The sequence below is a fragment of the Streptomyces sp. AM6-12 genome, assembly GCF_044327085.1.
GTDB lineage: Bacteria > Actinomycetota > Actinomycetes > Streptomycetales > Streptomycetaceae > Streptomyces.
Window position 1 is genome coordinate 4,087,825 of record NZ_JBIQWN010000001.1, and the last position, 16,579, is coordinate 4,104,403.

Genomic DNA, 16,579 nt, shown 5'->3' on the forward strand with positions numbered 1-16,579 from the left:
GGTCCGAAGCCGGTCGTATACGGCCGCCCGCGCGCTTTCACGCCACCCGGCGCCGGGCGTACTCCGCGATCTGCGTCATCGGCGGCCGCTCCTCGGTGTCCACGGCGTACGTGCGCGGTTCGAAACCGGTCACGCCCCGCTCGAACTGGGTGAGCGCGGGGCGCACGAGATGGCCGCGGGCCAGCCGCAGCTGGGCCGTGCGGTAGATGGCCGCCGCCATCCGGCCGAGCGCCTGCCCGTCCTGGTGCCGGTGCTTGCGCACCCCGACGTCCACCTGGGCCAGCGCGTCGAGCCCCACCAGGTGCAGGGCGTCCACCAGCATGCCCAGCTCGACCCCGTACCCGACCGGGAACGGCAGCTGTTCGAGCAGCGAGCGCCGGGCCGCGTACTCCCCGCCCAGCGGCTGTACGAAGCCCGCGAGCTGCGGCCAGTGCATGTTCAGCAGCGGGCGCGCCATCAGCTCGGTGACCCGGCCGCCCTGCCCCGCCGCACCGGCGAGCGGTCGGTCGTACATCGCCTTGACCAGCTGGACGTCCGGCTCGGTGAGCAGCGGGCCGACGATGCCGAGGACGAAGTCGGAGGAGAACTCCCGCAGGTCCGCGTCGACGAAGCAGATGATGTCCCCGGTGGCGACGAGCAGCGAGCGCCACAGCACCTCGCCCTTGCCCGGCACGGCCGGTATCCGGGGCAGGATCGCGTCCCGGTGCACCACCCGCGCGCCCGCCGCGGCGGCGACCTCGGAGGTGCGGTCGGCGGAGCCCGAGTCGATCACCAGGACCTCGTCGACGAGCGGCACCCGCTCCATCAGATCGCGCCGGATCACCGCGACGATCTCGCCGACCGTCTCCTCCTCGTCGAGGGCGGGCAGCACCACGCTGATGGTCTGGCCGGTGCGCTGCTTCGCGGCGAGGACCTGGTGCGAGGGACGGTCGCGCACGGACCAGGAGCGGTTGCCCATCCAGCGCTCGACTTCTTCCAGCACGGTCCCCGGCTCCTCACGCTCGCCTCGCGGTCTCGTCTCGCGGTACGGACGACTATCTCAACTCTCCAGGCCTTCGGTTACAGTCTTGAGCAACGCCGATGACCATCGCATGTCGGGGGTCGCGTGCGGACATGCCGCAGCAGTGCGGACACAATCGAATACCGCTCATCCAGAGGGGCAGAGGGACACGGCCCGATGAAGCCCCGGCAACCCTCCAGCCGCTTCTCGTTCTCATAGCAGCGAGGCTCCCGGCTAGGGAAGGTGCCAAATCCGTCTCACGGCGAAGTGCGTCGTGAGGAAGATGAGGAGAAAGGGCCTCGCCTCTCATGGCTGTGCAGACAGTTGCCACCTCCGGTACCTCCACCGTCGACCTCGGCCCCGCCGCCGCCCTCAGCTGTCGCGAATGCGGCCACCGCGTCCCGCTCGGCCCGGTCTTCGCCTGCGAGGAGTGCTTCGGCCCGCTGGAGATCGCCTACGACTTCTCCGGCTACGACACCGGGGAACTCCGCAAGCGGATCGAGGACGGCCCCGCCAGCATCTGGCGCTACGCCCCGCTGCTGCCGGTCCCGGCCGACGTGGCCGGCAAGCCGAACCTCCACCCCGGCTGGACCAAGCTGGTCAAGGCCGACAACCTGGCCCGCGAACTCGGCGTCACCGGCGGTCTGTACGTCAAGGACGACTCCGGCAACCCGACCCACTCCTTCAAGGACCGGGTGGTCGCCCAGGCCCTGGAGGCGGCCCGCGCCTTCGGCTTCACCACCCTGTCCTGCTCCTCCACCGGCAACCTCGCGGGCGCCGTCGGCGCCGCCGCCGCCCGCGCGGGCCTGCGCTCCTGCGTGTTCATCCCGCACGACCTGGAGCAGGGCAAGGTCGTCATGGCCGCGGTCTACGGCGGTGAACTCGTCGGCATCGAGGGCAACTACGACGACGTGAACCGCTTCTGCTCCGAGCTGATCGGCGACCCGGCCGGCGAGGGCTGGGGCTTCGTCAACGTGAACCTGCGGCCGTACTACGCCGAGGGCTCCAAGACCCTGGCGTACGAGATCTGCGAGCAGCTCGGCTGGCGGCTGCCCGACCAGATCGTGGTCCCGATCGCCTCCGGCTCCCAGCTCACCAAGATCGACAAGGGGCTGCGGGAGCTGATCGAACTCGGACTGGTCGAGGACAGGCCGTACAAGATCTTCGGGGCCCAGGCGGAGGGGTGCTCGCCGGTGTCCACGGCCTTCAAGGCGGGCCACGACGTGGTCCGGCCCCAGAAGCCGGACACCATCGCCAAGTCCCTCGCGATCGGCAACCCGGCCGACGGGCCCTACGTCCTGGACATCGCCCGGCGCACCGGCGGCGCGGTGGAGGACGTGACGGACGAGCAGATCGTGGCCGCGATCAAGCTGCTGGCCCGCACCGAGGGCATCTTCGCCGAGACGGCGGGCGGCGTGACCGTCGGCGTCACGAAGAAGCTGATCGAGAGCGGGGTGCTCGACCCGGCGAAGACCACCGTCGTCCTGAACACCGGCGACGGCCTCAAGACCCTCGACGCGGTGGCCGGCACCGGCCTGACCGCCACCATCCGCCCGACCCTGGACTCCTTCCGAGAGGCTGGCCTCGCATGAGCGTGACCGTTCGCATCCCCACCATCCTGCGCACCTACACCGGCGGGCGGTCCGAGGTGGCCGCCGAGGGCGCGACCCTCGCCGAGGTCATCGAGGACCTGGAGAAGAACCACACCGGCATCGCCGCCCGTGTCCTGGACGACCAGGGCAGGCTGCGCCGGTTCGTGAACGTGTACGTCAACGACGACGACGTGCGTTTCGAGCAGGGCCTGCAGACCTCCACCCCGGACGGCGCGGGCGTCTCCATCATCCCGGCGGTGGCCGGCGGCTGCTGACCGGACGACCGGACGTTACCTTCGGTAATGACGGTCACCGAAGGTACGTCGGATTGCCCTCTCCGTGAGAGAAGCGGAGGGGGCAATTCTGCGTGATTGAGCGCGGTACAGTTGGGGAAGGCGCCCTGAGTTGATCGAGGGTTAGCCCTCGATTCTCCTCCGCGGGCCCGATAAGAAGCAGCCAATATGCACGGGCTTTCCGCGGCTTTTGTGACTTTTATGGGGCCCGACTTGCCCTGAATTCTGATGATTTCTCCCTACATTCCGGATCGTTCTCGTCCAGATTTCTCGTCCAATTGACCTGTTGCAGAGGGCAGTTGGACAGATACATTCAGCCGCGGTCGACGCGTTCCGGCGCACGCCCCCGACGCATTGGGGGGCGAGGTCTGACCCGGATCCGCGAAGTGCGGATCTGTGCAAGGGCCAGTAATAGGGGAGTTAGGCATGGCTCAGGGCACCGTCAAGTGGTTCAACGCGGAGAAGGGGTACGGCTTCATCGCGGTCGACGGTGGTGCGGACGTCTTCGTCCATTACAGCGCCATTCAGATGGACGGCTACCGCACCCTGGAGGAGGGCCAGCGAGTCGAGTTCGAGATCTCGCAGGGCCAGAAGGGTCCGCAGGCCGACATGGTTCGCGTCGCCGTCTGAACGTTTCTCCACCGAAGGGCCCGCACCTCGCACAGGGTGCGGGCCCTTCGGCGTGCCCGGCCCCGGACGGTGTTCGCCCCCGGCTGACCCGCCCGCCGTGGCGCCCGGGGCGCTTGCACTCGGGCATGCCGAGTGCTAATCATTGGCGTTAGCACTCTGAAGGTGAGAGTGACAACGAAGGACCGGGTCGGTGAGGTCCGCGGGCCACGTGGGGCAAGGAACCACAGGCCGGCGAGCCGTCCGTCGCGGGCGCGGGCGCGGTCCGAAGGAATCACCCCCAGTCCTGGAGGGACCACTTCACATGGCCAAGATCATCGCGTTCGACGAGGAGGCGCGGCGCGGCCTCGAGCGCGGCATGAACCAGCTCGCGGACGCCGTCAAGGTGACGCTCGGCCCCAAGGGTCGCAACGTCGTCCTCGAGAAGAAGTGGGGCGCCCCCACGATCACCAACGATGGTGTCTCCATCGCCAAGGAGATCGAGCTCGAGGACCCGTACGAGAAGATCGGCGCCGAGCTGGTCAAGGAAGTCGCCAAGAAGACGGACGACGTCGCCGGTGACGGTACGACCACCGCGACCGTGCTCGCCCAGGCCCTGGTCAAGGAAGGCCTGCGCAACGTCGCCGCCGGTGCCAACCCGATGGCTCTGAAGCGCGGTATCGAGAAGGCCGTCGAGGCCGTCTCCGCCGCCCTGCTCGAGCAGGCGAAGGACGTCGAGACCAAGGAGCAGATCGCCTCCACCGCGTCCATCTCCGCCGCCGACACCCAGATCGGCGAGCTCATCGCCGAGGCGATGGACAAGGTCGGCAAGGAAGGCGTCATCACCGTCGAGGAGAGCAACACCTTCGGTCTGGAGCTCGAGCTCACCGAGGGCATGCGCTTCGACAAGGGCTACATCTCCGCCTACTTCGCAACCGACATGGAGCGCATGGAGGCGTCGCTCGAGGACCCGTACATCCTCATCGCGAACTCCAAGATCAGCTCCGTCAAGGACCTGCTCCCGCTCCTGGAGAAGGTCATGCAGTCGGGCAAGCCGCTGCTGATCATCGCCGAGGACGTCGAGGGCGAGGCCCTGTCGACCCTGGTCGTCAACAAGATCCGCGGCACCTTCAAGTCCGTCGCGGTCAAGGCTCCGGGCTTCGGCGACCGCCGCAAGGCCATGCTCGGCGACATCGCCATCCTCACGGGCGGCGAGGTCATCTCCGAGGAGGTCGGCCTCAAGCTGGAGAACGCGACCCTGGACCTCCTGGGCCGCGCCCGCAAGGTCGTCATCACCAAGGACGAGACCACCATCGTCGACGGTGCCGGCTCCTCCGAGCAGGTCAACGGCCGGGTGAACCAGATCCGCGCCGAGATCGAGAACAGCGACTCGGACTACGACCGCGAGAAGCTCCAGGAGCGCCTGGCCAAGCTCGCGGGCGGCGTCGCGGTCATCAAGGCCGGTGCCGCCACCGAGGTGGAGCTCAAGGAGCGCAAGCACCGCATCGAGGACGCCGTGCGCAACGCCAAGGCGGCCGTCGAGGAGGGCATCGTCGCCGGTGGTGGCGTGGCCCTGCTCCAGGCCTCCCAGGTCTTCGAGAAGCTGGAGCTGGAGGGTGACGAGGCGACCGGCGCCAACGCCGTGCGCATCGCCCTGGAGGCCCCGCTGAAGCAGATCGCCGTCAACGCCGGCCTCGAGGGCGGTGTCGTGGTGGAGAAGGTGCGCAACCTGACTCCGGGCCACGGCCTGAACGCCGCGACCGGCGAGTACGTCGACCTGGTCGCCGAGGGCATCATCGACCCGGCGAAGGTGACCCGTTCCGCGCTGCAGAACGCCGCCTCCATCGCCGCGCTGTTCCTCACCACCGAGGCCGTCATCGCCGACAAGCCGGAGAAGGCCGCCGCGGCCGCTCCGGGCGGCATGCCGGGCGGTGACATGGACTTCTGATCGACCTCCGGTTGATCAAAGTCCTTACCGAGGGCGGCACTTCCTGTCAGGGACAGGGGGTGCCGCCCTCGGGCGTGTCCGGGGTCACAGACGACGGCTGCCGGGGGCGGGAATGCCGGCCCGCACCGAGTGAGTTACTTAAGCGTCTGCAACAATGCGCATTCACATACCGCCCGGTCAGCAGCTTTCCGAGGAGCCCTCACGTGACCGTCGACACGCAGCCCGCCTCCCGCGCGGCCCAGGTACTCTCCCGCCCCATCACCCTGGGCGGCCTCACCGTCCCCAACCGGATCGTGATGGCCCCGATGACCCGGATGTTCTCGCCGGGCGGCATCCCCGGCGAGGACGTGCGCTCGTACTACTCCCGGCGCGCCGCCGCGGGCGTCGGCCTGATCGTCACCGAGGGCACCTACGTCGGCCACGAGTCGGCCGGCCAGAGCGACCGGGTGCCGCGGTTCCACGGCGAGGAGCAGCTGGCGGGCTGGGCGAAGGTCGCCGAGGACGTGCACGCGGCGGGCGGCACCATCGTCCCGCAGCTGTGGCACATCGGCATGGTCCGCAAGGACGGCGACGCCCCCTTCCCGGCCGCCCCCGCGATGGGCCCCTCCGGTCTGGTCACCGCGGGCGCCGAGCCCACCGGCAAGGCCATGACCCAGCAGGACCTGGACGACGTCATCGCCGCGTTCGCCCAGGCCGCCGCGGACGCCGAGCGCATCGGCTTCGACGGCGTGGAACTGCACGGCGCCCACGGCTACCTCCTCGACCAGTTCCTGTGGGAGGGCACCAACCGTCGCACCGACGCGTACGGCGGCGACCCGGTGGCCCGCACCAAGTTCGCCGCGGAGATCGTCGCCGCGGTCCGCGAGCGGGTCTCGGCCGGCTTCCCGATCCTCTTCCGCTACTCGCAGTGGAAGCAGCAGGACTACACCGCCCGGCTCGCCGAGACCCCGCAGGAGCTGGAGGCGGTCCTGACCCCGCTCGCCGCGGCCGGCGTCGACGTCTTCCACGCCTCCACCCGCCGCTACTGGCTCCCCGAGTTCGAGGGCTCCGACCTCAACCTCGCGGGCTGGACGAAGAAGCTCACCGGCAAGCAGACCATCAGCGTCGGCTCGGTCGGCCTCGACGGCGACTTCACCGGCGCGTTCGCCGGCCAGGGCTCCCCGGTGCAGGGCATCGACGACCTGCTCGACCGGCTGGAGGCCGAGGAGTTCGACATGGTCGCGGTCGGGCGGGCGCTGCTCCAGGACCCCGAGTGGGCGGCGAAGGTGCTCGCGGGCCGGGTGTCGGAGCTGGCGCCGTACGACGCGGCGTCGCTGAAGACCCTCAGCTGAGGGCCCGGATCGCGCGGCCGGGGGTTCAGATCCCGCCGATGTTGCCGTTCAGCGGCTCGATGTCGACGCGTACCGGGGTGCCCCACACGCGGAGCACCTCGTAGTCGGTGAACTCGTGCACCAGCCGGTACGCCATCGCGGGCCGCGCCCCGCGCCGCTGGGCGGCGAGGTACGCCTCGGCCTCCCGGCGGTCCCGGCGGGGGGTCCCGCACAGCTGCCACTCCTGGCCGTTCCACAGCTCCGGCAGCCAGCGCTGCTGGGGCTGCGGGCGGTCGCCCCGGACGCCGTAGCGCGAGGGCGCGGTGGCCGCCGGCCCGGCCGGGCTCGGCCGGCCCCCGTACTCGGAGCGGCGGGCGGCCCGGCGCCGCGTCTCGCACAGCAGGCACAGATCGGGGGCGCTCTCGTCCACCGGGCCGTGCGGGTGCTCGGCGCACCGGGTGGCGGGCGCGTTCGTCCCGACGCTCTCCTCCAGCAGGTCCAGCGCCCTGCGCAGATCCGTCCTGATCTCCTGGAGCCGCCCGTCCGGAGTGTCGGCGGTCAACGCCTCCCCGTGCTCCCCGAGCAGCCGGAGCGCTCGGCCTAGGGCGGTCAGCTGGGCGTGATTCATGGTGGTGGGTTCCGGTCCGTAGACGAGTTCCTGGCGCGTTCTCGCTCCCCAGTGTCCAGGATGCCGCCGGGCGGCCGGGCAGGCTGTGGTGGGATGGGGCCATGGCGACCTCACCGGGGCGGCTGACCGAAAGGCTCCGCCGGTTCAACGACGCCCACCCCTGGGATCACAACGCCCACTATCACCCGTGGCTGCTACGGCAGTTGCCCCCGCGGTTCGGCCGGGCGCTGGACGTGGGGTGCGGCGCCGGGGAACTCGCGCGGCTGCTGGCCGGGCGGGCGGACCGGGTGGAGGCGGTCGACTCCGACCCGGCGATCCTGGAGCGGGCGCGGGAGCACGGCGGGCCCGGCCCGCGCGTCCGGTACACCCTCGCCACCGCCCCCGACGGGCTGCCGCCCGGCCCCTATGACGTCATCACCTGTGTCGCCGTACTGCACCACCTCCCCCTCGCCGAAGCCCTCATCCGGTTCCGCGCGGAGCTGGCGCCCGGCGGGACGCTGGTCGTCGTGGGGTGCGCCCGCGACGAGGATGTGCGCGGGGTGCTCTCCGTGCCGCTCAACGCGCTGATCGGCTGGGTGAAGAACCGGGGGCGGCCCGCGGCGGAGCGGCCCGCCGGGATGACCGCGCCGGTGCGGCCGCCGGAGACGGACTTCTCAGAGATCGCCGGGCAGGCCCGTCGGCTGCTGCCCGGTGCCCGGCTGCGCCGGGGCTTCTTCTGGCGGTACACCCTGGTGTGGCGCGCGCCGTGAGAGGGCGAGCCAGGTGGCCAGGAAGCCGACGGTGTAGCCGGTGAGGAGGCCGCCCGCGTAGACCGCCGCGGTGGCCGCGAGGCCCCGGTTGCCGGACAGCAGCGGGAACAGGGCCCACCCCGAGGGGCCGATCGCCGTCGCGCCGACCTTCGTGCCGAGCATCGCGAAGGCGCCGATGAAGGCGCCGCCCGCCGCGCCGCCCGCGCAGGCGGTCAGGAAGGGGCGGCCGAGGGGGAGGGAGACGCCGTAGATCAGCGGCTCGCCGACGCCGAGCAGCCCGGCGGGCAGGGCCGAGCGGATCGTCGTACGCAGGCCGGCGTCGTGGCGCAGCCGGACGTACACCGCGAGGGCCGCGCCCACCTGGCCCGCGCCCGCCATGGACAGCAGCGGGAGCAGCACGGTGTAGCCCTGCTGCTGGATCAGCGTGGCGTGGATGGGGATCAGGGCCTGGTGCAGGCCCAGCATGACCAGCGGGAGGAAGAGGCCGCCCAGCAGGAGGCCGGCCAGCGCGCCCGTCGTGGTCAGCAGCCAGTTCGCCGCCGTGCCGATCGCGGTGGCGACCGTACCGGCGGCGTACATCAGGCCGTACAGCGTGATCAGGCCGGGGACGAGGACCGTCACCGTCGGGGTGAGCAGGACGTCCAGGGTCTCGGGGACGCGGCCCCGGCAGAACCGTTCCACCCGTGTGGCCAGGAAGGCCGCCGCCAGCGCGCCGAGCACCCCGCCCTGGCCGGGGGCGAGCTGCGTGCCGAACACGGTCACCTTCGCCACGCCCGGATACACGACCACCGCCGCCACGGCGGCCCCCAGAACCGGTGTGCCGCCGAACTCCTGGGCCGTGTGGTAGCCGACGAACACCGCGAGCAGCGCCATGAACGCGGAGGCCACCGTGGTGAGCGCGGGGGTGAGGCCGGGCAGCCAGCCGGCGTTCTGGAGCACCCCGTTGACGCCGGCGAGGATGCCGCAGCCGATCAGGGCGGGGATGAGCGGCACGAAGACGGCCGCGACACGGCGCAGGGCGGTCTTGACGGGGGTGGGGGCGTGGCGGCGCGGTCCCTGCTTCAGGGCGGTCACGAAGGGGGCCGGGACCGCTCCGCTGGGGGCGGGGCCGGAGGCAGCCGCTCCGGTGGGGCCCGGACCGGCGGGAGCGGTTCCGGGGGAGGCCGGGGCGGGATGTCGTCCGAGGACGGCCGGGTCGGGACGCAGGCGCTCCCCGCCGTGTCGGCGTTCGTCGCCGTGGCGTGGCTCGGACCCGAGGGCCACCCGCGCCCGTACCTGGTCCGTCACCGCCTCCACCACTCCCGGCCCCAGCACGATCTGCCACATGGTCCCGTCCTCCACCACGCCCAGCACCCCCGCCACCGCCCGCAGCCCCGGCCCGTCCGCCGCGTCGGCGTCCGCGAGGGTGAGCCGCAGCCGGGTCATGCAGTGGGTCACGGCGGTGACGTTGGCGGGGCCGCCCACGTGGGTCAGGACGGCGGTCGCGGTGGAGGCGGGGTCCGTGTGCACCCCCTGAGCGTGCGGGTCAGCCGCTCGCGCGGGCCAGCGCGGCGCGCAGATGGCCGCCGGAGTCCTCCAGAAGGCGGTCGGCCGCCGGGCCGTCGACCCCGGCGAGCAGGACGAGGATCGCGGTCTTCACCTCACCGCCGGACTCGGTCAGCGCCCGCTCGATCTCCGCGTCCTGCGCGCCCGTGGCCAGCGCGACGATCCGGCGCGAGCGCGCCCGCAGCTTGGCGTTGGAGGCGCGCACGTCGACCATCAGGTTCCCGTACGTCTTGCCGAGCCGGATCATCGTGATGGTCGACAGCATGTTGAGGACGAGCTTCTGCGCGGTGCCCGCCTTGAGCCGGGTCGAGCCGGTGATCAGCTCGGGCCCGACCACGATCTCGATGCCGTGCTCGGCGGCGGCCGCGAGCGCGCTGTGCTCGTTGCAGGCGAGCCCGATGGTCAGGGCGCCCTGGGCGCGGGCGTGCTCGACCGCGCCGACGGCGTACGGGGTGCGGCCCGAGGCGGAGACGCCGACCACGCTGTCCTCGGGGGTGAGCTTGAGCGCGTCGAGGTCGGCGCGGGCCAGTTCGTCCGAGTCCTCCGCGCCCTCCACGGAGGAGACCATCGCCGCCGGGCCGCCCGCGATCAGGCCGACGACCTGGGCGGGATCGGTGTTGAATGTGGGCGGGCACTCGGAGGCGTCCAGGACGCCGAGGCGCCCCGCGGTCCCGGCGCCGGCGTAGATCAGGCGCCCGCCCCGGCTCATCCGCGCGGCCACCGCGTCGATGGCGGCGGAGATACGGGGGAGCTGGCCGGCGACGGCGGCGGGCACGCCCGCGTCCTCGCCGTTCATCAGCCGGGCGATGTCGAGGGTGGGCAGTCGGTCGATGTCGGCGAGTTCGGGTCGGAAGGCCTCGGTGGTCAGCGAGGCCAGCTGGCTGCGCAGGTCATGGGCGGTCATGCAAGCGGCTCTCTCGGTCTCGGATGCCGGTCGGTGTTCCCCCGGTGCCGGTGCTCACCCGCGGTCGGCGCGGGCGCTCACCGGGTGCTGCTGCGGTGCCGGTGCGCCAGCGCCTCGTACGACGCGGCGAGCGAGGGCGCCGCCGTCTCGTACGTGCGCTGGGCCACTCCCACGAACAGGCAGTCCACCACCAGCAGTTGGCTCGTCCGCGAGGACATCGCGGCCGGGCGCAGCTCGCTCTCCCGCGAGGTGGCCGTGGTCAGCACGTGGTCGGCGTACTGGGTGACCGGTGAGTCGGGGCGGCCGGTGATGGCCACGGTGGTCGCCCCGCGCTCGAAGGCGGCCCGCAGCGGCTCGATGACGTCCCCCGTCGAGCCGGAGTGGGTGATCGCGATCGCCACGTCGCCCGAACGGAGCTGGACGGCGTTGGTCACGGCGAGATGCGGATCGCTGTGCGCGTGCGCTATGAGCCCTATGCGCAGCAGCTTCTGGGTGAGGTCCTGGGCCACCAGCCCGGACGCCCCGATGCCGTACACATCGGTACGGCGGGCGCCGGCCAGCGCGGTGACGGCCGCGCCGAGCTGGCCGGTGTCGAGCCCGGCGGCGGTGTCGGCGAGGGTCTGCTGCTCCTCGTAGGCCAGTTTGGCGACGACGTCGGCGATCGGGTCGTCCACGGCGATGTCGGTGGTGATGGCGGGCGCCCGCCCGGACTGCTGCTGGGCGGCCAGCCCCGCGAGGGCGAGCCGCAGGTCACGGTAGCCGGGGTAGCCGAGCAGCCGCGCGGTGCGCACGACGGTGGCCTCGCTGGTGCCGGTCAGTTCGGCGAGGCCGGTGACCGTGAGGGCGGCGCAGCCGGCCGGGTCGCCGGCGACGGCCTCGGCGACGCGCTGCATGGACCGGGTCATCGACGGCGCGAGGGTGCGCACCTTGGCGGCGAGCGAGCCCACCGGACTGCCGAAACTTTCCTTCACGTCCTGGGTCACCTCTGAAAGATATTTTCGGTTCGGTGTCCGGGTCAAGAGTGCGCACAATGGCTTGCATGGAGCCCATCAGTCCCCTTGAACAGGCCCTGCACGCGGCCCGTGCCCTGGTTCTCGCCGATCTCGTGGCGGGCCGGGTCGCGGAGGCGGACGTGGTCTCGCTGGTCGAGGACTCCGTGGCGCAGCGGCGCTGGTGGGTCGAGCAGTGGCCGGACGGCATGCACTACGTGGCCGGTCTGGTGGCCCAGGACGTGCAGGACGCGCTGCTGGAGCGGTACGGCCGCTGGCCGCTGTGCCCGGTCTGCGGCACGGGCGACCCGCACGCGCTGGAAGTGGAGCCGGAGCTGGGCCCCGACCCGCACTGGGTATGCCACCAGGCGGGCGTGAAGGTCGCGGCGGTCGGCCTGCTGGGCTCGGCCCTCGGCGGGACGCCGTCCTCGTGAGGCGCCCGTGACGGTCTACATCGACCCGCCGACCTGGCCGGGCCACGGGCGCCTGTGGTCGCACCTGGTGAGCGATGTGTCGTACGACGAACTCCGGCTGTTCGCCGACGGGCTGGGGGTGCCCCGGCGGGCCTTCGACCGCGACCACTACGACCTTCCGGCGCGCCGGTACGCCGACGCGGTGGCGGCCGGCGCGGTGGAGGTCGGCAGTCGCGAACTGGTGCGGCTGCTGCGGGAGTCGGGGCTGCGGCGCCCCAAGGGACTGGTGCGGCGGGGGCTTTCGTAGCCGCCCCGCGCGACTACCGGTCCGCGCTCACGCGCGCAGCTCGTAGGCCAGGAGCCGGTCGTCGAGCGCGCCGGCCGGCCGGAAACCGGCGCGGGTGAGGACCGCCTGGGAGGCGGTGTTGGTCCGCTGCGCCCTCGCGTACAGCGTCCGTACGTCGTCGCGGGCCAGCGCCCACCGGGACAGCGCGTGCAGCGCCTCCGTGGCGTACCCCTGGCCGCGGGCGCCCTCGACCAGGTTGTAACCGATCTCCGTCCGCCCCTCCTCGTCCGGGGCGCCGTGGAAGCCCAGGGCGCCGACCGCGCGGCCGTCCTCGGCGCGGACGAGGGCGAAGACGGTGAACTCGGGCCGGTGGGCGCCCGCCTCGTACGCCTTGACCAGCATCCGGGCGGCTTCCCGCGTGCCCTCCTCCGGTTCGCCGCCGGCCCACTCGAAGCCGCCGTCGCCGCCGAGGGCGAGATCGCGGGCGGCGGCCGGGCGGACGCCGCTGAGGGTCAGGCGCTCGGTGGCCAGGACGAGGTTGTTGTGCCAGCGCCACCCGGTGACCGGGGCGCGGCCGGGCAGCTCGCCGCGGCCGGTCGCCCACAGCAGGGTCGGCCAGGGCTCCGGGCCGGGCTGGACGTGCGGGAAGATCGTGGCCAGGACGGATTCGGCGAGCCCGGCGGAGGGCTCGTAGGGCAGGCCGAGGCCCTCGGCCATGTCGTGGGTGTGCAACAGGACTTCGGCGACGCCCATCGCGGCGAAGCCCACCCGGTCGGCGCTGCGGAACGGGTAGGGGTGGAAGGCGCGGACGTCCGGCGGCGCGGTGGTCACGGCGGCGGCGAGCAGCGCGCCGGTGGTCTCCAGGACCTGGAGCAGCCCCGTGTTGCCGGTGCCCTCGTCCAGCCTCAGTTCGAAGGGCACGTAGGCGTCCCGCGCGCGCCCGGCCAGATTGGCGGCGTACGCCACCAGGTCGTCCGCCACGTGCACGGCCGTGGTGTGGCAGTCCCACTCGACCCGCCCGGCGCGCACGCCCCGCCAGTCCCGGTCCACCGCCCCGCGCAGCACGGCCAGACAGCCGGCCACGGCCTCGGTCACATGTTCCCCGCTCATCGCGCGCATGGGCGCACCCTAGGCGGGGGCCGCCGTCACGGCGACAGCATTTCCAGCTCGGCGGCGAGGTTGTAGCGGGCGGTGGCCTCCCAGTGCTCCTGGCCGTAGGGGGTGCGGAACAGCCGTGGCAGCGCGAGGAGTTGACGCAATACTGCGGAACGCCCCTGCCGGAAGGCGTCGTTCGGGACGAAGTGGTACTCCTCGCGGACCTCGGCGGTGTAGGCGGCGTACGCCGACGGGGGCGCGGCCAGGATCGCCAGGTCGGCGTCGCACAGCACCTGCCCGTCCCGGTCGTCCGCGGCCGGGTCGTGGGTGACGGTCAGCCGGACCAGCCGGGCCACCTCCGCGGCCTTCGCCCCCGGGACCCCGGCCTCGGGCAGCGCGCGCTCCGCCAGCCGCGCCGAACGCTCCTCGTTCTCGGACCGCTCCGGCAGGTACACGGCGTCGTGGAACCAGGCGGCCAGCCGTACGACGTCGGGGTCGGCCGCGTGCGGCTCCAGGGTGTCGATGTGGTCGAGGACGGCGGTGAGGTGGGCCGGCGTGTGGTAGCGGCGCTGGGGCTCCTGCCAGCGGGCGAGCAGGTTGTCCGCGTAGGGGCCGGGATCGGGACCGCCTCCGGGAGCGCGGACGGCTTCCAGGGCACGGGCGAAACGGAGGCGGAGGGCGTCGAGGTCGGCCATGGGCTCATTCTCGCGTGACGCCGGGTGGAGGGGACGGAGGGGACGGCGGAGCCGCGGTCGAGCGGTTGGTGGCGGCTGGACGGAGCGGTGGGCGGGGGCGGGGTGGCGTACTGGCGCGCGCCCGGCCACGTACCCTTAAATTGGACTAGACCTCTACTGGATCTTTGGCCGCGACGAATGGGGTGCCATGAGCAAGCGTGCAGTCCTGGAGGTGATCGCCCTCGACATCGAGGACGCGGTCGCCGCCCAGGCCGGAGGCGCGGACCGGCTGGAGCTGGTCACCGAGATGGCCGCCGATGGGCTCACCCCGTCCGCCGCCACCGTCGCCGGCATCCGTGCCGCCGTCGACATCGACCTGCGCGTGATGCTCCGCCTGGCGGACGGGTTCGCGGCCGGTGACGTGGCGCGGCTGCTGGGGGTGGTGGAGGAGATGCGGGCGGCCGGCGCCGACCAGTTCGTGCTGGGGTTCCTCGACGCGGACGGGGCGGTGGACCTGGCCGCCGTGGAGCGGGTGGCCGGGGCGCTGGAAGGCTGCCGGTGGACCTTCCACCGGGCGATCGACCGCGCCGCCGACCGCGACGCCCTGCGCAAGCAGCTCGCCGACCTGCCCGGCCTCGACACCTACCTCACCGCGGGCGCCGCCACCGGCGTGGACGAGGGCCTGCCGACCCTGCTGGCCGAGTACGGCCGCCGCGGCGAGCCGGGCTACGGCCAGACCCTCCTCGTCGGCGGGGGCCTGCGCCTGGACCACGTCCCGCCGCTGCTCGCCGCGGGCCTCGACGCCTTCCACATCGGCGGCGCGGCCCGCCCCCAGGGCTGGCACGGCCCGGTCTCGGAGGGCGCGGTCAAGGAGTGGCGCAGAGTACTGGACGGCGCGACCGACCGGGACTGAGGCGGCGCGGCCGGGCGGGGGTGGGGCCGCGTGGCCGGGCGGGGTGAGGTCGTGTGGCCGGTCGGTGGCGGTGTGGCCAGCCAGGGTGGGGCGGCGCGACCGGCCGGGACTGAGGTGGTGCGGCCGGGCTGGGTGAGGTCGCGTGGCCGGTCGGGTCGGGGACGGCGTGCCCGGTCGGGACTGGGGTGGCGCGGCCGACCGAGGTGAGGTGGCCTGGCACGCCGGGGCTGGGGGGGGGTGTGGCCGACCAAGGGCGGGACGGCGTGGTCGATCGGGGGTGAGGTGGCGCGGCCTGCCGGGGAGGTGGCGTGGTCGACCGGGGCGAGGCCGTCTGGCCGGCCAGGACCGGGGCGGCGTGCCCCGGTCTGAGGCGGGCGGGGGCCGTTTCCCGGTTTCCGGGTGACGCCGTCAGGCCGGCTGCTCGTGGCCGCGCTCCGCCGCCAGCCGGGTGAAGGCCTTCGCCAGCGGGGGCTTCTGGATCCGGCGGATCAGCCACGCGACGGTACGGATGCCGAACTCGGTGCGGGGCGCCGCCTGCCGCACCCGCCCCGGAAACAGCCGCTGCGCGGCCTGGACGCGCGGACGCATCGCGGTCTCGTAGGCGGTGAGCGCGTCCGCGAGCCGGTGCGGCAGCCGCAGGGCGTCGGCCGCCTCGACGGCGTCGGCCAGCGCCGCCGCGCCGTGCAGCGCCAGCGCCGTGCCGAGACCGCTGAGGGGGCTCGCGCACCAGGCGCTGTCCCCGAGCAGGACCACCCGGCCGTCGGACCACTTCGGCACGTGGATCTGGTCGAACGTGTCGAGGGCGAAGTCGGGCGCGAGCCGCGCGGCGGCGAGCAGTTCGCGCGTGCGCCAGCCCACGTCCGCGAACACCCGGTCCAACAGGGCGAACTGGGCCTCCCGGTCGTGCCGCGGCGGCAGCGCCGACGCGGCGAAGGTGAACCCGATCTCCTGCTGGCCCGGATGCCCCGGCCGTGCCTCGACGGAGCGGCTGCCCGGCGCGTTGTGGGTGATGAACCAGCCGTCGACCGAGGGGGTCCGGGGCGTCTCGTCCATGGTGAACCAGGCGTGCGCGAGGCCCAGCGAGCGGCGGCAGACCTCCTCGGGCCCGAAGCGCAGCCGCCGCACCCGCGAGTGCGCCCCGTCCGCGCCGATCACCAGGTCGAACTCGGCGGGCGGCGCGTTGCGGAACCGTACGGACACCCCGTTCGGGGCGTCCTCCAGCGCCTCCACGGTCTCCTCGAACAGATGCGTGACCTGCGCGCCGGCCGCGTCGTGCAGGACGCGGGCGAGGTCGGAGCGGAGCAGTTCCTCCTTGGAGACGTAGCCGTTGCCGCCGAACGCCTCGACGGGCATCGTGGCCAGCCGGCGCCCCTCGCCGTCCACCCAGGCCGCGCCGCGCTGGTCCACCAGCCGGGCGAGGACCTCGTCGAGCAGACCGAGGCGGGCGAGCACCTCACGACAGCCGCCGCGCAGATCGACGGCCTGGCCGCCGCCGCGCAGCGCCGGGGCGATCTCCGCGACGGTGACCTCCCAGCCGGCCCGTCCCAGCATGAGCGCGACGGTGTCCCCCGCGATCCCCGCACCCACCACAAGTACCCGAGGCATGAGCCCCACCTTCCTAATGCGAAACGGTC

At 73.1% G+C, this 16,579-nt stretch carries 17 protein-coding genes and 1 riboswitch; of the genes, 9 read left to right on the forward strand and 8 right to left on the reverse strand.

Annotated elements, in window-relative coordinates:
* Window positions 1-37: 37 nt before the first annotated feature.
* A complete protein-coding gene (locus ACE4Q9_RS18550; RefSeq protein ID WP_397985333.1) occupies window positions 38-982 on the reverse strand; it encodes a glucosyl-3-phosphoglycerate synthase in 945 nt (314 codons plus the stop codon).
* A 162-nt stretch (window positions 983-1,144) separates the two neighbouring features.
* Window positions 1,145-1,290, forward strand: a riboswitch (SAM riboswitch).
* An 18-nt stretch (window positions 1,291-1,308) separates the two neighbouring features.
* Here ACE4Q9_RS18550 and thrC point away from each other — a divergent pair.
* From thrC to ACE4Q9_RS18575, 5 genes are all read left to right on the forward strand, one after another.
* Window positions 1,309-2,592, forward strand: coding sequence for a threonine synthase (thrC, locus tag ACE4Q9_RS18555; protein ID WP_397985334.1), 1,284 nt, complete (start codon window positions 1,309-1,311; stop codon window positions 2,590-2,592).
* Complete coding sequence (locus ACE4Q9_RS18560) at window positions 2,589-2,867, forward strand: MoaD/ThiS family protein (RefSeq protein WP_397985335.1); 279 nt, start codon at window positions 2,589-2,591, stop codon at window positions 2,865-2,867. The genes thrC and ACE4Q9_RS18560 overlap by 4 nt, the downstream gene beginning before the upstream one ends.
* A 444-nt stretch (window positions 2,868-3,311) precedes the next feature.
* Window positions 3,312-3,515: a cold-shock protein gene (locus ACE4Q9_RS18565; RefSeq protein ID WP_037653356.1), complete on the forward strand. Its 204-nt coding sequence runs from the start codon at window positions 3,312-3,314 to the stop codon at window positions 3,513-3,515.
* A gap of 301 nt (window positions 3,516-3,816) precedes the next feature.
* The gene (groL, locus tag ACE4Q9_RS18570) at window positions 3,817-5,439 is read left to right on the forward strand and encodes a chaperonin GroEL (protein WP_397985336.1); all 1,623 of its coding nucleotides are present in this window, start codon (window positions 3,817-3,819) and stop codon (window positions 5,437-5,439) included.
* A gap of 203 nt (window positions 5,440-5,642) precedes the next feature.
* Window positions 5,643-6,770 carry an NADH:flavin oxidoreductase gene (locus ACE4Q9_RS18575; protein ID WP_397985337.1) on the forward strand — a complete coding sequence of 376 codons (1,128 nt, stop codon included), beginning with the start codon at window positions 5,643-5,645 and terminating at the stop codon, window positions 6,768-6,770.
* A gap of 25 nt (window positions 6,771-6,795) precedes the next feature.
* On the opposite strand, the gene ACE4Q9_RS18580 is transcribed toward ACE4Q9_RS18575, so the two are convergent.
* Window positions 6,796-7,377 (reverse strand): hypothetical protein, encoded by a 582-nt coding sequence (locus ACE4Q9_RS18580; RefSeq protein ID WP_397985338.1) that lies wholly within the window; start codon window positions 7,375-7,377, stop codon window positions 6,796-6,798.
* Window positions 7,378-7,478: 101 nt separating this feature from the next.
* Here ACE4Q9_RS18580 and ACE4Q9_RS18585 point away from each other — a divergent pair, with 101 nt between their 5' ends.
* The gene (locus ACE4Q9_RS18585; RefSeq protein ID WP_397985339.1) at window positions 7,479-8,126 is read left to right on the forward strand and encodes a class I SAM-dependent methyltransferase; all 648 of its coding nucleotides are present in this window, start codon (window positions 7,479-7,481) and stop codon (window positions 8,124-8,126) included.
* Here the strand turns inward: ACE4Q9_RS18585 and ACE4Q9_RS18590 are convergent.
* The 3 genes from ACE4Q9_RS18590 to ACE4Q9_RS18600 all read right to left on the reverse strand — a co-directional run bounded on the left by ACE4Q9_RS18590 (window position 8,031) and on the right by ACE4Q9_RS18600 (window position 11,558).
* Entirely contained in the window at window positions 8,031-9,635 is a 1,605-nt protein-coding gene (locus ACE4Q9_RS18590) for a PTS transporter subunit EIIC (RefSeq protein WP_397985340.1), read from the reverse strand. The two genes, ACE4Q9_RS18585 and ACE4Q9_RS18590, sit on opposite strands and share 96 nt — an antisense overlap.
* A 16-nt stretch (window positions 9,636-9,651) precedes the next feature.
* Window positions 9,652-10,575 carry an N-acetylmuramic acid 6-phosphate etherase gene (gene murQ, locus ACE4Q9_RS18595; RefSeq protein WP_397985341.1) on the reverse strand — a complete coding sequence of 308 codons (924 nt, stop codon included), beginning with the start codon at window positions 10,573-10,575 and terminating at the stop codon, window positions 9,652-9,654.
* Between the two features lie 77 nt (window positions 10,576-10,652).
* Complete coding sequence (locus ACE4Q9_RS18600) at window positions 10,653-11,558, reverse strand: MurR/RpiR family transcriptional regulator (protein WP_397985342.1); 906 nt, start codon at window positions 11,556-11,558, stop codon at window positions 10,653-10,655.
* Between the two features lie 56 nt (window positions 11,559-11,614).
* Here ACE4Q9_RS18600 and ACE4Q9_RS18605 point away from each other — a divergent pair, with 56 nt between their 5' ends.
* Together ACE4Q9_RS18605 and ACE4Q9_RS18610 are read left to right on the forward strand one after the other, a co-directional pair.
* The gene (locus ACE4Q9_RS18605) at window positions 11,615-11,998 is read left to right on the forward strand and encodes a hypothetical protein (RefSeq protein WP_397985343.1); all 384 of its coding nucleotides are present in this window, start codon (window positions 11,615-11,617) and stop codon (window positions 11,996-11,998) included.
* A 7-nt stretch (window positions 11,999-12,005) separates the two neighbouring features.
* Window positions 12,006-12,284 (forward strand): DUF4031 domain-containing protein, encoded by a 279-nt coding sequence (locus tag ACE4Q9_RS18610; RefSeq protein WP_397985344.1) that lies wholly within the window; start codon window positions 12,006-12,008, stop codon window positions 12,282-12,284.
* A 27-nt stretch (window positions 12,285-12,311) separates the two neighbouring features.
* Here the strand turns inward: ACE4Q9_RS18610 and ACE4Q9_RS18615 are convergent, their stop codons facing one another.
* A complete protein-coding gene (locus ACE4Q9_RS18615) occupies window positions 12,312-13,382 on the reverse strand; it encodes a GNAT family N-acetyltransferase (protein WP_397985345.1) in 1,071 nt (356 codons plus the stop codon).
* A gap of 26 nt (window positions 13,383-13,408) precedes the next feature.
* Window positions 13,409-14,053 (reverse strand): hypothetical protein, encoded by a 645-nt coding sequence (locus ACE4Q9_RS18620; RefSeq protein ID WP_397985346.1) that lies wholly within the window; start codon window positions 14,051-14,053, stop codon window positions 13,409-13,411.
* A gap of 187 nt (window positions 14,054-14,240) precedes the next feature.
* Here ACE4Q9_RS18620 and ACE4Q9_RS18625 point away from each other — a divergent pair, with 187 nt between their 5' ends.
* A complete protein-coding gene (locus ACE4Q9_RS18625) occupies window positions 14,241-14,945 on the forward strand; it encodes a copper homeostasis protein CutC (protein WP_397985347.1) in 705 nt (234 codons plus the stop codon).
* 408 nt (window positions 14,946-15,353) lie between these two features.
* Here the strand turns inward: ACE4Q9_RS18625 and ACE4Q9_RS18630 are convergent, their stop codons facing one another.
* On the reverse strand, window positions 15,354-16,550 hold the full coding sequence (locus tag ACE4Q9_RS18630) for an FAD-dependent monooxygenase (protein ID WP_397985348.1): 1,197 nt from the start codon (window positions 16,548-16,550) through the stop codon (window positions 15,354-15,356).
* Window positions 16,551-16,579 lie beyond the last annotated feature (29 nt).

Coding starts and splice junctions, on each gene's coding strand:
- ACE4Q9_RS18620 (WP_397985346.1), bottom strand. CDS start 14,053: ATGGCCGACCTCGACGCCCTCCGCCTCCGTTTCGCCCGTGCCCTGGAA.
- ACE4Q9_RS18560 (WP_397985335.1), top strand. CDS start 2,589: ATGAGCGTGACCGTTCGCATCCCCACCATCCTGCGCACCTACACCGGC.
- ACE4Q9_RS18625 (WP_397985347.1), top strand. CDS start 14,241: ATGAGCAAGCGTGCAGTCCTGGAGGTGATCGCCCTCGACATCGAGGAC.
- ACE4Q9_RS18630 (WP_397985348.1), bottom strand. CDS start 16,550: ATGCCTCGGGTACTTGTGGTGGGTGCGGGGATCGCGGGGGACACCGTC.
- ACE4Q9_RS18605 (WP_397985343.1), top strand. CDS start 11,615: ATGGAGCCCATCAGTCCCCTTGAACAGGCCCTGCACGCGGCCCGTGCC.
- ACE4Q9_RS18585 (WP_397985339.1), top strand. CDS start 7,479: ATGGCGACCTCACCGGGGCGGCTGACCGAAAGGCTCCGCCGGTTCAAC.
- ACE4Q9_RS18615 (WP_397985345.1), bottom strand. CDS start 13,382: ATGCGCGCGATGAGCGGGGAACATGTGACCGAGGCCGTGGCCGGCTGT.
- ACE4Q9_RS18580 (WP_397985338.1), bottom strand. CDS start 7,377: ATGAATCACGCCCAGCTGACCGCCCTAGGCCGAGCGCTCCGGCTGCTC.
- murQ (WP_397985341.1), bottom strand. CDS start 10,575: ATGACCGCCCATGACCTGCGCAGCCAGCTGGCCTCGCTGACCACCGAG.
- thrC (WP_397985334.1), top strand. CDS start 1,309: ATGGCTGTGCAGACAGTTGCCACCTCCGGTACCTCCACCGTCGACCTC.
- ACE4Q9_RS18565 (WP_037653356.1), top strand. CDS start 3,312: ATGGCTCAGGGCACCGTCAAGTGGTTCAACGCGGAGAAGGGGTACGGC.
- groL (WP_397985336.1), top strand. CDS start 3,817: ATGGCCAAGATCATCGCGTTCGACGAGGAGGCGCGGCGCGGCCTCGAG.